Source organism: Myroides odoratimimus, from assembly GCF_001485415.1.
Lineage (GTDB): Bacteria > Bacteroidota > Bacteroidia > Flavobacteriales > Flavobacteriaceae > Flavobacterium > Flavobacterium odoratimimum.
Window position 1 is genome coordinate 124,912 of the sequence record NZ_BCMQ01000004.1, and the last position, 15,636, is coordinate 140,547.

Annotated in this window: 13 protein-coding genes; 7 read left to right on the forward strand and 6 right to left on the reverse strand. The window is 34.4% G+C overall.

Features of this window, described 5'->3' with window-relative positions:
• Window positions 1-64 precede the first annotated feature (64 nt).
• From MODO_RS05350 to MODO_RS05360, 3 genes are all read left to right on the forward strand, one after another.
• The gene (locus MODO_RS05350) at window positions 65-1,231 is read left to right on the forward strand and encodes a TlpA disulfide reductase family protein (protein WP_006261346.1); all 1,167 of its coding nucleotides are present in this window, start codon (window positions 65-67) and stop codon (window positions 1,229-1,231) included.
• A gap of 429 nt (window positions 1,232-1,660) precedes the next feature.
• On the forward strand, window positions 1,661-2,794 hold the full coding sequence (locus MODO_RS05355; RefSeq protein WP_016649300.1) for a TlpA family protein disulfide reductase: 1,134 nt from the start codon (window positions 1,661-1,663) through the stop codon (window positions 2,792-2,794).
• A gap of 189 nt (window positions 2,795-2,983) precedes the next feature.
• On the forward strand, window positions 2,984-4,141 hold the full coding sequence (locus MODO_RS05360; protein ID WP_039329672.1) for a TlpA disulfide reductase family protein: 1,158 nt from the start codon (window positions 2,984-2,986) through the stop codon (window positions 4,139-4,141).
• A gap of 170 nt (window positions 4,142-4,311) precedes the next feature.
• On the opposite strand, the gene MODO_RS18985 is transcribed toward MODO_RS05360, so the two are convergent.
• From MODO_RS18985 to MODO_RS05390, 6 genes are all read right to left on the reverse strand, one after another.
• Complete coding sequence (locus MODO_RS18985) at window positions 4,312-4,617, reverse strand: hypothetical protein (RefSeq protein WP_059050857.1); 306 nt, start codon at window positions 4,615-4,617, stop codon at window positions 4,312-4,314.
• Window positions 4,618-4,620: 3 nt separating this feature from the next.
• Window positions 4,621-5,217 (reverse strand): IS4 family transposase, encoded by a 597-nt coding sequence (locus MODO_RS18990; RefSeq protein WP_081316886.1) that lies wholly within the window; start codon window positions 5,215-5,217, stop codon window positions 4,621-4,623.
• A complete protein-coding gene (locus MODO_RS18995) occupies window positions 5,214-5,711 on the reverse strand; it encodes a transposase DNA-binding-containing protein (RefSeq protein ID WP_059050862.1) in 498 nt (165 codons plus the stop codon). Before MODO_RS18995 ends, MODO_RS18990 begins: the two co-directional genes overlap by 4 nt.
• A gap of 314 nt (window positions 5,712-6,025) precedes the next feature.
• The gene (locus MODO_RS05380; RefSeq protein ID WP_006260044.1) at window positions 6,026-6,748 is read right to left on the reverse strand and encodes an LOG family protein; all 723 of its coding nucleotides are present in this window, start codon (window positions 6,746-6,748) and stop codon (window positions 6,026-6,028) included.
• 4 nt (window positions 6,749-6,752) lie between these two features.
• Window positions 6,753-9,587: an excinuclease ABC subunit UvrA gene (uvrA, locus tag MODO_RS05385; protein WP_059050864.1), complete on the reverse strand. Its 2,835-nt coding sequence runs from the start codon at window positions 9,585-9,587 to the stop codon at window positions 6,753-6,755.
• A 232-nt stretch (window positions 9,588-9,819) separates the two neighbouring features.
• Window positions 9,820-10,230, reverse strand: coding sequence for a four helix bundle protein (locus tag MODO_RS05390; protein ID WP_006261341.1), 411 nt, complete (start codon window positions 10,228-10,230; stop codon window positions 9,820-9,822).
• A gap of 421 nt (window positions 10,231-10,651) precedes the next feature.
• Between MODO_RS05390 and MODO_RS05395 the strand changes: the two genes are divergently transcribed.
• From MODO_RS05395 to MODO_RS05410, 4 genes are all read left to right on the forward strand, one after another.
• Window positions 10,652-11,620 (forward strand): quinone oxidoreductase family protein, encoded by a 969-nt coding sequence (locus MODO_RS05395; protein ID WP_006265460.1) that lies wholly within the window; start codon window positions 10,652-10,654, stop codon window positions 11,618-11,620.
• Window positions 11,621-12,091: 471 nt separating this feature from the next.
• Complete coding sequence (locus MODO_RS05400) at window positions 12,092-12,946, forward strand: energy transducer TonB (protein ID WP_006263702.1); 855 nt, start codon at window positions 12,092-12,094, stop codon at window positions 12,944-12,946.
• Window positions 12,947-13,029: 83 nt separating this feature from the next.
• Entirely contained in the window at window positions 13,030-14,496 is a 1,467-nt protein-coding gene (locus MODO_RS05405) for a TlpA family protein disulfide reductase (RefSeq protein WP_059050866.1), read from the forward strand.
• 353 nt (window positions 14,497-14,849) lie between these two features.
• Window positions 14,850-15,635: a phage tail-like protein gene (locus MODO_RS05410; protein WP_006261336.1), complete on the forward strand. Its 786-nt coding sequence runs from the start codon at window positions 14,850-14,852 to the stop codon at window positions 15,633-15,635.
• Window position 15,636 lies beyond the last annotated feature (1 nt).

Below are 15,636 nucleotides of genomic sequence, written 5' to 3' on the forward strand. Positions count from 1 at the left end.
TCAAATTATAATTAGTAGATATAATATAATAATTATTACTTTAGTTTTAATTAAAAAATTAATTATGAAGAAGTTAAGTGTTTTGTTCGCGTTGGTTTTATTGATGGTCTCTTGCCAGAAGAAGAATACAATCGAAATAATAACAGAGAATCTACCAGATAACACTAAAGTAGAAGTCTATATAAGAAGCTTAGATTTTAATGAACCAGAAGTTGTAGCTACTGGAGATATAGTAGGAGGTAAGGTAGTATTAGATAATCCATTTACAGAGGGAGAATGGGCTTATCTTTCGATAAAAGAGTCAGAAGATGTGAATCATATCGTTCTTTTTATTGGTGAACCAGGTGCAATTACCATTCGATTTGATAAGAATAATCCTGATAAAAGTACTGTTGAAGGAACGGCCAATAATAAGAAAGTACAGCAGTTTATGGAAGATACGCGCCCTATATCAAAAAAATTGAATGTTTTCGTCGAAAAGAATATGGCAAGAATGCAAGAATTAGCTGATTCAACAATAAGTGATGATGGTCAAGAAGAATTAAAGAGGTTAAAAGAAGAGTACTCTGGTTTTGCAAATGAGTTCGATTCAACAATCAAGAAGTATGAAGCAGCAAATAGAGATAACGTATTTGGATTGATCATGTTTGTAGAATTGATGAATATGCAAGAGAAATCATTAGTGGAGTATAAAGCTGATTTTGACAAATATCCAGAAGCATTGAGAACATCTAAATTCGGTAAGCGAGTAGAAGCACGTATCAATGATTTAGTAGAAAATGAAGGGAAAGAGGTTATTACATTTAAAATAGGGGATAAATTACCAGAGTTTAAAGGATTTACTCCTGAGGATAAAGAATTAACGCTATCCTCTTTTTTAGAAGGGAAGAAACTAGTGCTTGTAGATGTGTGGGCTTCATGGTGTGGTCCTTGTCGTCAAGAGAACCCAAATGTTGTCAAAACGTATGAAGACTATCATAAGCTTGGTTTTGACATTATAGGATATTCTTTAGATAAGGATAAAGTAGCTTGGGTTAAGGCTATTGCAGCAGATAAGTTAACTTGGGCACAAGTTTCTAATCTACAGTTCTGGAAAGACCCGATTGTTGCAGATTATGGTATACAAGGGATTCCTGCGAATTACTTAATTGATGGTAATGGTGTTATTGTAGCAATGGATTTGAGAGGAAATGAATTAGGAGAAAAAATAAAAGAGCTGTTAGTAAAATAATTGATACAGTAAGTATATCTTAGAACTGCTATGACTTTAGGTTATAGCAGTTTTTTTTTGAAACTAGAATATGCTCTTTAACCCAAATTACGCATTAGCCAAATACTACAAAGCAATTCTACTTCATAGTTCTTTCATTAGCTCTAAAACCATACTATAGTATGCTTTAATCACTAATTCAGACCTATTTTGTTTAATTACTTTTCGTTTATATGTCTATTGCATAATTCGGGTTTTAGACACTTATTGCTAAGGTAGAAGGTGGAATAGATTTGTTGTGATTCAAGTTTTTAGCAGAATAATACAAGTTTTTAGCCAAATTTGTTAATATACTGATGCGAAAGGTTAATTGTGATTAAAAGTCAACAAAAGTATGGGGATTACTCCTTTATAATATCTATTTTTAACCTGTAAATAAAAAATATCCAAATGAAGAAGTTAAGTATATTGCTTTTTGGCGCATTGGTATTTGTATCGTGCCAAGATAAAAATGTAATTGAAATTACGACGAAGAATATTCCAGATAATGCAAAAGTAGAAATACTGTCTAAAGAGATTGGTCAAGATACGCCGTTTGCGGTAGCAGAAGGAGTTATTGTGGATGGTAAGGTGAGCCTTAAGAATCCGTTTACAGAAATAGATGAAGCTTTTCTTTCTATCCAAGAGGAGGGACAGGTAGGGCATAGCATTTTCTTTATGGGAGAACCTGGTAAAATTACCATTGAATATGACCAACATCATCCTGATCGCCCTATCATTGGTGGAACTGAGAATAATATAAAGTTACAACAGTTCTTAAATGAGATGAAGCCTTATTCTGATAAACTGACACAGTTTCTAACTGAGAATGGGGCGGTACTTAATAATGCATCTGGTGATAACGATCCCGCAGTCATAGAAAAACTGAAACAACAATATAATGTATTGACAGAAGAGACTTCTAAATTAGTAGATAAATTTGAGATAGAGAACAATAGAACTGCTTTAGGGCTATTAATGATTTCTCAAAAGATAGGCTCGAAAGAGAAGTCATTAGACGAACTAAAAGAAGAGTTTAGTAAATACCCTGCACAGTTAAAAAAGACAAAATTAGGTAAGAAGGTACAGTCGCTATTAACAGGAGCAGAAGGAGACTTAGCTATTGGAGGTAAGTTACCTGACTTTAAGGGACTGACACCAGAAGGCGAAGAATTAACCCTAACGGATTTCTTAAAAGGTAAAAAGTTAGTCTTAGTAGATCTATGGGCTTCGTGGTGTGGACCATGCCGTCAAGAGAATCCTAATCTAGTGAAAGCGTATGAAGCATATCACGATAAAGGTTTTGATATTATAGGGTATTCACTAGATAAAGAAGAAGTAGCTTGGAAAAAAGCTATTCAAGTAGATAAGTTAACTTGGACTCAGGTTTCTAATTTGATGTATTGGGATGATCCTATTGTACCGATTTATGGAATAGAGGGAATTCCTGCAAGTTACTTAATAGATGGGAATGGTACTATTCTAGCAATGAACTTGAGAGGAGAAGAACTTAGTAAGAAGATAGAAGAAATCTTAGCTAAGTAATTAGAAAATATAAAGCTATCATGAGTATGTTCATGCTAGCTTTTTTTATTACAATTATAGAACTGTATAAGGCATTTATAGGGTAAGCATAATAGTATTTAGTTAATCATTTTAAAAAGTATGTAAAAATAAGGGGGTTCGTTTAAAATAATGTCTATTTTTAAGGATTAAAATAAAAAACATATTTAAATGAAAAAATTAGGAGTTTTTCTTATCGCCGCATTAGTATTTGCATCGTGTGAGAAAAAAAGTGTTATTGAAGTGACTGCTAGTAACTTCCCTGATAATACTGAAGTAGAAATATTAGCTGTAGAGGTAGGTAAAGATGTGCCTACAGAGGTAGCTAAAGGAACTATCGTAGGTGGGAAGGTATCTATCGAACATAAGTTTACAGAGTTAGACGAAGCTTTTTTAAGTATTAAAAGTGAAGGAGAGCAAGGGTTTAATGCCTTTTTCTTAGGTGAACCAGGAACGATTACAATCAAGATTGATAAAGAAACACCAGAGAAGACTGTTGTTGGTGGAACTGAGAACAATGAGAAACTTCAGAAGTTTCAAAATGAAATCAATCCTTATGCAGAGAAGATTATGAAGTTCTCTGATGAGAATGGAATGCAAATGATGATGATGGCTCAGAGTGGTCAAACAGATTCTGAAGAGTTTAAAAAATTACAAGCTCAGTACGAAGAATTGTTAGTAGCTCCTAAAACTATTTTAGACAAATACGCTAAAGAGAATGAGGGGAATGCTTTCGGAATGTTTTTACTAAATCAAATGATTCCTGCGGGAGAAAAAACGCCAGCAGAATTTAAAGCAGAGTACGATAAATATTCTAAAGGACTAAAAGAATCTAAGATAGGTAAGAGAGTGGCTGAGCGTTTAAGTCAATTAGTAGACGAAGGTGAAGAAGCAGAAGGATTATCAGTAGGAGAAAAATTACCAGAGTTTAAAGCACTTACTCCAGAAGGAAAAGAATTAACTCTATCCTCTTTTTTACAAGGAAAGAAGCTAGTGTTGGTAGATGTTTGGGCAGCATGGTGTGGACCTTGCCGTCAAGAGAATCCTAATGTTGTAAAAGCTTATGAAGCTTATCACGCAAAAGGGTTTGATATTATCGGATACTCTATCGATAAAGAAGACGCTGCATGGAAGAAAGCGATTGCAACAGATAAATTAACTTGGACTCAAGTGTCTAACTTAAAGTTCTGGGAAGATCCTATCGTTGCAGATTATGGTATCGAAGGGATCCCTGCTAACTATCTTGTAGATGGTAACGGAACTATCCTTGCGATGAACTTAAGAGGTGAGGAGCTAAGTAAAAAAGTAGAAGAATTATTAGCTAAATAATCTTCAGTTAAAATATACAAAAAGGGCTGTTATGACAATGTCGTAACAGCCCTTTTTGTGAATTAAAAATGGCTGCCCTTCGGGGAATTACGAATTAAAAATTACGAATTAGGAATGTTTGCCTACGGCAGTAGGATAACCAGCCCGCCTTTCAGGCACCCCTCCACAGGCTACTCTTTATACACATCTCTAAGCAATTCAAAAACCTGATATTTTGCATTAAAACATTGTATTCCATCTCTAATAGTAATGTAGCCTGGAGGACCTTGACTTTTATAGCCTGACCACCCAGCTAATCGAGCAATAATCCATGATGTCCATGCAAGAGTATCTTTATCAAAAGGATTCTTTTGTTTTTCAGTTTTTCCTTCAACTGTTTTTAAAAGAATCTGTAGAAATTCTATTTGTGGATCCGTAAAAACCCGTTTTGCAGGAACAGAAATATCGCTCTTATCATAAGAAAGTTTAACCATCATGATTTACCAAGCTCCTAACAATGCGAATATTATAAGTTTTTTTAGAGCCGCTCCTGATTCTAACTGAGTACTTTCGATTTTTAAACCTTCACTTTTGATTAAGCGAAAGACTTCTTCTATATACCACCTTTGTTTATACCATTCTACGCAAAGCATAGCTATTTCATTACTTTCTACTTCATGAGTAGTTAATAAACGCCATTCAATTGGTGATTCACCTTTTGGAACAGTTTCAGAATTTTCAACAACATAAACACATGAAACAGTTAGTGATTTCGGCTGATCTGCTTTTAAATTATGAGGACATTTAATTTCTACAGAGTCATAACGCAACTCCATTTTAGCTTCCCTATTCTTGCGTTTATGATTCCCTTGTACCTTGATATTATAAATATGTTTAATCGGCAATGAACACATTTTTTCATGTAGACGCATTTCCTCTGTTTCTAAAATTCTATTTGCTGATGAACGAATCAATACATCACATCTATCATTAGGAACTGTTGCTAAAAACTCATAAATATCAGATTCTCTATCTGCTATCACTGTAATTTTTGTGCTTTCAGTTATGTTTTGTTTACTTAGTTCAGCAGACTCTATCCATCGATAAGAATCTTTAAAATCTTATAATTGCGTTCGTTTTTATCCTCCTTATCTCTTTGTCGATTCCACAATTTAATCGATGAGAAACCTAATGGAATACCACTGTGAGCATCTACAACAAGGGTTGGGTGGCAAAAAACACCTGTATCTTTATTGTTTCCAACTATTCCCCATTCAGAATCATCTGTATTAATTCGCCCTTCTTTACCTGAATAATTAATCTCTGAAGTATCTTCAATACACAGAACATGATCTGTACTAATTTGTTCAGCACATTTTTTATAAACTTGATCTTTTATATCAGTCTCGTTTGCTCGTTCGTTATTTAACATTCTATATCCTCCTATTTTTTCGCTAAAAGTACTACATGCTTTGTTAATAACTACACTACTGTTTTCAACAATACTACTAAGTAATTTATTTGCTCGTTTATCTATCCTTTTATCTTTAAATGCTCCTTTAAAAAAGGAATCTATCTCACTAATATTCATGTATAAAGATACAAAAAACAAACAAATAACAAAATTAATCAACTGGCAATCAATATATTAGTTTTATTAAATCACACTTTTCAACAACATACTCTGCTTAATAATTTATGTATAAAGAGTAGCTCCTTAGGAGGGGTGCCCGTAGGGCGGGGTGGTTCCTTCGTTTAATTACGAATTTCAAATTAGGAATTACGAATGTTTGCCTACGGCATTAGGTACGTACATCACGTCCAACCAGTTCGCGCGGATTTACATACAAAAAAAGACCGTTATATCACTATAACAGTCTTTTCTATCAGGATCTAAAACACTTTTTAGAAATTTGGTTTCAAATTGTATTTTTTGTAGAAAGCATCAATTACTTCTACAACTTCGTCAGCTGAATCGACGATCTTGATTAAGTTCATATCTTCAGGAGAGATATTGTGATATTTATCTAAAAGAACATCTTTTACCCAATCAATTAATCCACCCCAGAAAGCGCTACCTACTAATACAATAGGGAATTTAGCAATCTTTTTTGTTTGGATCAATGTGATCGCTTCGAATAATTCATCTAGCGTACCGAATCCTCCAGGCATAACTACAAACCCTTGAGAATATTTAACGAACATTACCTTACGTACGAAGAAATAATCGAACTGTAAGTTCTTATCGCTATCAATATATGGGTTGAAGTGTTGCTCGAAAGGTAGCTCTATGTTTAGACCTACAGATACTCCCTTACCTAAGTGAGCTCCTTTATTACCAGCTTCCATGATACCAGGACCACCACCAGTAATAATACCGTAACCTGCTTTACTTACTTTAAAAGCAATTTCTTCTGCTAATTTATAGTAAGGATCATCTGTCTTCGTTCTAGCAGAACCAAAGATAGACACACATGGCCCGATACGACCTATTTTCTCATACCCATTAACGAATTCAGACATGATTTTAAAGATTCCCCATGAATCATTAGTCTTAATCTCATTCCAAGATCTTTGTTTGAACTTGTCTTGGATCTTAGCCTCTTCGCTTTCAAATGCTTCTTTCATATTCTTAATTTTTTAATTCCATTTTTAAAAACTTAGCTGTATAGCTTTTCTCATTTTTACATATTTCTTCAGGTGTTCCTTTAGCAACTATCTGACCACCTTGACTACCTCCTTCATAACCTACATCGATGATATAATCTGCTGTTTTGATAACATCTAGATTGTGTTCGATAATTAAGATAGAATTCCCTTTATCCACTAATCTATTGATTACCTCCATCAGCACTCGTATATCTTCGAAGTGCAGACCTGTTGTAGGTTCGTCTAAGATATAAAACGTATTACCTGTGTCTTTCTTAGATAACTCACTCGCTAGTTTGATACGTTGAGCCTCTCCTCCAGATAGAGTAGTACTCTGTTGACCTAGGGTGATGTATCCAAGTCCTACTTCGTTTATCGTTTTAATCTTTCTATATATCTTCGGAATATTCTCAAAGAATCCTACAGCTTCTGCTACAGTCATATCTAGTATATCTGATATAGACTTTCCTTTATAGCGAATCTCTAGTGTTTCTCTATTGAATCGTTTTCCTTGACATGTTTCACATTCTACATAGACATCAGGTAAGAACCCCATCTCTATGGTACGCACTCCAGACCCCTCACACGTATCACATCGCCCTCCTTTTACATTAAAGCTAAAACGACCAGGTTTATACCCTCGTATAGCCGCTTCTGGTACTTGTGCAAATAAGTTTCTTATATCAGAGAATACATCTGTATAAGTAGCAGGGTTAGATCTAGGTGTACGTCCTATCGGACTTTGATCGATAGAAATCACCTTGTCAATATGTTCTAAACCTACTATTTTTTTATAAGGTTGTGGTTTTGCTACTGCATGGAAGAAGTGTGTGTTTAAGATCGGGTATAATGTACCGTTGATTAACGTAGATTTACCAGACCCAGATACTCCTGTCACACAAGTAAGTGCCCCTAGAGGAATCTCTATGGTCACATCCTTTAAATTATTTCCTGTTGCGCCTTCTAACTTTAATGTTTTACCATTTCCTTTTCTGCGTTTTTTAGGAACTTCTATTTTAAGCTTACCATTTAGGTAATTAGCTGTTAATGTATCTTCTTTTAATAATTGAGCAGGTGTACCTTCACTTATTATCTTTCCTCCATTCTTACCTGCTTTAGGACCGATATCGATAACGTAATCTGCGCGTTCGATCATATCCTTATCATGTTCTACTACTAAGACAGAGTTACCGATGTCTCTTAGTGACTCTAGTGACTTGATCAACCTTTCATTGTCTCGTTGATGTAATCCGATACTTGGTTCATCCAAGATATATAATACACCTACTAACTGAGAACCTATCTGAGTCGCTAATCTGATTCGCTGCGCTTCTCCACCTGATAAAGTACGAGAGCTTCTATTCAAAGATAAGTAAGTTAATCCAACATCTTGCAAGAAAGATAGACGAGTAGTGATTTCTTTTAATACTTCAGACCCAATACTCTTTTGTTTCTCTGATAATTTGTTTGGTAATTCTTTAAACCAATTGATTAGTGTCTCCACATCCATCTGTATAAGCTCACCGATATTCTGATCGCCTATTTTGAAATAGAGTGCTTCTTTTTTAAGACGAGTACCATTACATTCAGGACAGTCGATTTCATCCATAAACTCTTTCGCCCATCTTTTAATAGTCGCACTATCACTTTCTTCAAATTGGTTTTTGATGAAATTGACGATACCTTCGAAGTCTATCTTATAGTTCTTAGTGATACCCGCTACTTTAGATACTACAGCGAAACTCTCTTGTCCACCATTTAGAATAATATCCATGGCTTCTGCTGGAATCTTTTCTATAGGATCATTTAGAGAGAAATTGTATTTCTCAGCGATAATCTCTAATTGTTTGAACATCCAAGATTTCTTCTCCGTTCCTAGAGGAATAAGTCCTCCACCTTTAATAGAAATCTTAGGGTCTGGGATGATCTTGAGTTGATTTATCTCATTGATCGTACCTAATCCGTTACAGCATGGACACGCTCCCTTAGGAGAGTTAAAAGAGAAATTATTAGGTTCTGGTTTAGAATAAGAGATACCTGTGGTAGGACACATCAGGTGACGGCTAAAGAAACGAGCTGTCTCTCCTTCATGCTCTAATACCATGATGATATCATCTCCATAGTGCATGGCTACTTTGATACTTTCTGTAAGGCGTTGCTTAGTCTGTTCTGTATCGTCTATAGCTATTCTATCGATTACTGTTTCGATATCATGCGTCTTATATCTATCCACACGCATACCTGAAGTGATGTCTTTAATCTCTCCATCTATGCGCACTTTTAAGAATCCTTGTTTCGCTATTTGTTCAAATAGCTCTCTATAATGTCCCTTTCTAGCGCGTACTACAGGGGCTAGTATATTGATGCGTTTACCTTGATATTCACTGATGATCAGGTCTAGAATCTGCTCGTCAGAGTAACTCACCATTTTCTCGCCCGTATTATAACTATACGCTTCACCCGCTCTAGCGTATAGCAAACGCATAAAGTCATATATCTCAGTGATCGTACCTACAGTAGATCTTGGGCTTTTATTGGTTGTCTTCTGCTCGATAGCAATCACAGGAGACAGACCGTCTATCTTATCCACATCAGGTCTTTCTAGTCCTCCTAAGAATTGTCTAGCATAAGCAGAGAAAGTCTCTATATATCGGCGTTGGCCTTCTGCATAAATAGTATCAAAGGCTAGAGATGATTTTCCCGAACCGGATAAACCTGTGATAACCACCAGTTTTTCGCGAGGGATAGACACATCTATATTTTTAAGATTGTGAACTCTAGCTCCTAGTACTTCTATTGTTTCTTCTGTTTTAGACATATTTTTTGGCAAAGGAACAAATATACAATTTTATCTCACCAATGAGAAGGACATCTGTCATTCTGCGATAGAGATTAGCAATTTTTTATTTCGTTGTTTTGTGAGTTTGTTGTTTTGTGAGTTTGTTATTTTGTGAGTTTGCTTTCTTACCTCTTCACAAATAGCATCTTCACAAAAAAACACCTTCACACCTTCACCTCTTCACAAATAGCACCTCCACAAAATAGCACCTTCACGATTCACCAATTTTTTTGCTTAAAGCATATATCTGATTAGTAATATGTCCTATTTTCTCGCGTGTGTAGTTGTATTCCTCTATAGTTAAGAACTCAAGATCTAAACTAAGTATTAAGAAATTAATAACTTCCATAGCGGAAGAATAGGCGATATTTAAGAACCTTAACTTTTCTTTATTGCTGTTTCTTGACATTCCTTCTGCTATATTAGCTGGTATACTATAAGTTGCACGTCTTAATTGAGATACTAAACCAAATAATTCTTCTTTTGGAAATCTATTAGTAAGAATATGTATGTCCTTGCTTAAACTTCTGGCGTTCTTCCATACTTCTAAGCGTTCAAAGTAGTATATAAACATGAATGTCTTTTTTGTGTTCAATAAATGATTAATCAATAAATATTCCATGATCATGGATTGTTTATTATGAAATTGTTATTTCGTTGTTTTGTGAGTTTGTGATTTTGTGAGTTTGTGATTTTGTGAGTTTGTGATTTTGTGAGTTTGTTGTTTCGTTGTTTTGTGAGTTTGTGAGTTTGTGATTTTGTGATTTTGTGATTTTGTGATTTTGTGATTTTGTGATTTTGCGAGTTTGTTATTTTGTGAGTTTGTTGTTTTGTTATTTTGCTTTCTCACACCTCTACACAAAAACACCCTCACATCTTCACAAATAACACCTTCACACCTTCACAAATAACACCCTCACATCTTCACAAATAACACCTTCACACCTTCACAAATAACACCTTCACATCTTCACAAAAAAACACCTTCACAAAAAAAGACAAAAAAAATAAGTACTTTTAGAGCTAAATTATAACACACAACAATGAAAGCGGCAATATTATATAAATCGGGTAGCACACCCAAATGTGGAGAGATAGACTCCATACTCACTGTGGAAGAGGGGCATAGGATCATTAAGGTCAAAGCTTCTGCGGTAAAGAATCTAGATAAATCTAGAGTAAGCGGAAAACACTATGCAAGTTATAAAGAGTTCCCTACTGTAGTGGGGACAGATGGAGTAGGAGAATTAGAAGATGGGACTAGAGTTTATGGTTTTGGTATCACAGGGATGTTAGCAGAGCAAGCCATAATCGGAGATAATTATACCCCTATTCCTCATACATTAGATAATGTGACAGCTGCAGCATTACCTAATGCCGTACTAGGATCAGCTATGCCACTGCTGATTAGAGCGAAGTTAGAAGCAGGACAGACAGTCTTGTTTAATGGAGCTACGGGATTCACAGGTCAAGTAGCAGTACAGATAGCAAAACACTATGGCGCTAAACATATCATAGTCACAGGGAGAAATGAAAAACTCCTAGAAGAATTAAAATCTTATGGAGCTAGTCATACGATCAATCTAAAAGATACAGACGAAAATATAAAACAACAATTAAGTGCGATTCACAAAGAGACTCCTATCGATATTGTAATTGACTATTTATGGGGCAAACCTATTTCGCTTATCATGGAGGTATTAAAGGGAGAGTCTATGACTCACCTTGCCCATACTACTAAGATCGTTACAGCAGGTGATATGGCAGGTAAAGAAATTGCGCTATCATCAGCCATACTTAGAAGCTCGGCTATTGAGATTTTAGGTTCTGGTTTTGGAAGTCTTTCACCAGAAGAGCTCATTGTATTTAATAAAGTTATACTACCAGAGATGTTTTTATTAGCATCGAATAATAAACTGCACATCCAGACCGAAGCACATGCGATAGAAGATATCGAGCATGTATGGAATAAGCAAGTCCCTTCGGGTACTAGATTGGTGATCACTATTTGATATATAAAACCTAAAAATTTAAAGAGCTACTTTATCCGAAGTAGCTCTTTTTTTGTGTTTTCACTCGTTAGTATGATTAGTTATAACTGTATCGTTATAGTAGGACGAGACACTTTTTCTTTTGAATGAGTCCGTAGTGAGTCCGTTATGAGTCCGTAGTAAGTCCGTTAATTAGCACAAAATAACGGAGGGAGTAGGGACTTACTTCTCAAGTATAAAAGTATTGTCTGAAAGAATAGCAATACGAACTATGAACTAGGCTAGAAACAACTTCTGTTAATGTTTATTTAAGAAAAATAAATCCTTAAAATAATAAATGTGTATTATTTTCGTTTATAATTTGTATATTAGTCATATACTTTAGTTTAATATTAATTTTTTAATACAGTATGAGAGCAGCTGTAGATTGATTTAGCTGTTGGTATTCGAATAATCCAACAGCCTATTGTTTAACATTTAAAATAAATAATTATGGCAAAGAATGATTTGTTTAGAAAAGATTGGTTGGATATCGTCTTTGAGCACCGCAATAAGGCGTATGGAGCGTATAATTTGCGCAAAAACAGTTCGCGTACCACCGTTTTATCCTTAGTAGCAGGAATGTTTCTCTTTAGTGCCGTATTTATTGTTCCTACAGTGATCTCTAATTTATTTGCAAGTAATGATCCAGGTTCGGTTGTAGTGATTATTGATGAAGTTATTAAACCTACAGCAGTAGAAGAAGAAATCTTTACGCCTAAGGAGGAGCCAATCGTAGAACTCCCTGCCAACAAGGTAGAAACAGTATTAAGCAAGACTAAAGAAGTAGAGTTTCGCGAGTTCGAGGCAGCAGATGCGAATGAGGTTACTACAGTAGCCCCTACAGTAGATGAGTTTATAGATGCTAATCCAGGCGCACATAATCTAGATGCAGATCCAGATGGGGTAATTGCTATTGATGAAGCTAGAACAGATAATCCGGATGAAGTGGTGGATTCTAGTGACGCTACAGCAGGAGAAGCGCTAGAAGATACGACAGTGTATATAGGAGTATCTACTAAAGCAGAACCTTATGAGACAATGGCTAAATTTAGCAGCCGATTTGTGGGTTCATTTAGAACACCAGATTTGGATGCTAGTGTGAAGGAAGTAAAAGTTATTATGTCTTTTATAGTAGAGAAAGACGGTAGTCTAACAGATATCAAAGTGATGAGAGATCCTGGATATGGAGTAGGACAAGAGGCTATTAGAGTCTTAAAGAGAATGCCAAAATGGAAACCTGCCCTGAATAAAGGAAAGGCAGTTCGTTCTCAGTTTACGCTACCTGTTACGATTAGAGTTCAGTAAATTGTTTAGACTTTTCTATATTAAGCAGTATTCAGAGATGGATGCTGCTTTTTTTATTAAATTTAGTTTTTACTTAGTTGATTATGAAGACAAACATTGTGCAGTACTTATTTTTAGTAACCCTAGTGCTTATTGGAGGGATTATGACAGGCTGTTTAGATAAGAACAGGAATATTAAATCTTCTGTTGCAGAAGCCAAACAAATTGTGTTTGTATTTGAGCCTCAAGAGATAGACTGGAGTAGTAATCGTTTAAAGAGTAATGCAATTATATATTTTGATAAAGATAGCTTGCAAGTAAAGAACTATGCGGTAAACAACTATTTAAAAGGAGATACGATTGTGATTACTGTTAAGGATCAAGAAGTGTATTTTAACTATTACCTATCTAATGGTAAGGGTATTAAACAGAATTTATTTTATAATTTTCAACGAGGGGATACTATAGATGTCAGATATGTTGATAATCTACCTTTAGTTGATATTCGACATAGAAAAGAAAATCTTGAGGAGATAAATATTCAGCAATACTTATATAGTAAACAACCTTTAGAACAAATCTTGTTTAGAAATAGATATGGCAGGAATCGCTCTACTGAGGATGAAAAGAGATATCTAGTAGAAGAAGATAACTATTATCATGATGTATATTCAACTCTAGATTCTCTTAAACAAGTAAATCAGTTATCACAACGAATGTATGATGTACTATTTTATAGTAATTACTATTATAGAATCAATACTTATAAAGATACCTATGATTTTAATAGCATAGGTACAGAGGATTTGAGACGTGATGATTTATTAGTGTCAGGAGCTTATCGCTTTTTCTTAGAGAACTATGTACAATATTATTACGATATAAAAGTTCCTGATCCTCAGGTTCCTTTTGTAATTGATTACGAAGATGCTTTTAATAAAATAATAATAAGTACTGAGTTTAGCAAAGTGGTCAAGGAGTATCTACTTCTGTATTATTTCGAACAAATAGTAAATAATGGAATTTTAAAGAAAGAATTAGAACTTCTATATGAGAAGCTGAAGGTTAATGTAAAAAATGACAAAGCATTGTCTGTAATACAGCAGAAGTATGGTGGTAGGTTGAATAGTGTATCGGATGATAAAAGTGTTCTGCTGCTGGATTCTAATAACAATACAATTTCATTAACAGACATAGTAAAAGAGAGTAAAGGTCAAGTTATTGTAATTGATTTTTGGGCTTCGTGGTGTGGTCCTTGTCTTCAGATGATGCCCTATTCCAAAGTTTTAAAAGAGGTGTTAGAACAAGAACCAGTGGTATTTGTTTACATTTCGATTGATAGTGATAAGAGAGCTTGGGCTACTGCTTATAATAAAATAGGATTACCTATTGGTAGGCATAATGTTTTGGCTATGAACTACCCTGAGCATTCTTTCTATGAAGAATTAAATTTGACAGAAATACCACGTTATATCCTATATAATAAGGAAGGAAAATTAGTGAATTCTAAAGCTGCATATCCTAATAGTGATGTGCTTAGAGAAGAGATTTTATCTTTGGTGAAAGAGTAATACGGTTTTATTTTACTGTCTAGAGCATTATTACAGAAGTTAGAGCAATTGCCAAAATAAATCATTTCAGTGTATACAATTTTTGCTTTTTAAAAAAGTGAATGCTAGTAATAGATTAAAGGTACCTTTAACTACTTATTTTAATAGTTAATTTAGTATTTGATTAAAAAGATGTTTAGAAGCAATTATGTTTTTATAAAATCTTTTTTTTGTTAAAATATTATTGATTATCCTAATATATTGTGTTTTTTAAAATTTATTTCTCTATATGTTTATTTGACGTGTTTTGTATTTGTTTTTTTGTTAAATTTGTATTTAATATTTGTTTTTTAACATAATTACAAAGTACTGCTATGAGAATATTATTAATTACTTTTTTATTAATCAGCACATCTGTATTCAGTCAATCGAGTATAGGTGTTAAATTACCTAATCAAAATACAGATTTAACATTAGGGTCAGAGAATAAGGGGATGCTTCCTAATAGGGTGCAATTACAAGATGTATTATCTGCGGCTCCTCTAAAAAAGGAAAACATGGTTGCAGGTACATTAGTGTATAACACTACTGTAGACCCAACTAAAAACCTAGTAGAGGGATACTATTTTTGGCACTCTAGTAACGGCTGGTCTCGTTTATACATTAAGTATGTTCCTACGCGAGATATGAACTTCCTTGCGTTTAAGAAAACAACTAAGGAATATCTCTTACCAGATTACGAGATTAAGGTACCAATAGACGAGTTGAATTATGTATATAAGGCTGAAGAGAATGGTACACTTTTTTTAGATCTAAGTATATATAGTACTATGGCAGGAGGATCTGTAGTTATTGCGGGTAATACCTATTTGTTTACTAATATAGTAGATGAGACAGGGGCTGAGGTCTTTAACGGTGTTACTACAATGTCTCCTTTTGTTGCTACTGTAAATGAACCAGGCAAAATAACTGTAGGGATTTCTAACTTTTCTATCCCTGTAGTGAAAGGAAAAACATATAATATAAGTCATATAGGCGAAGAGTATTGGGCTGGGAATTTTTACAATGTTGCAAAACCTACGTTAGGCACACTTAGTATTGGAGGTAAAAAAGTATATTCATCTATGAAGGTTACTTTCTTATCAGAATTAAGTTTATAAT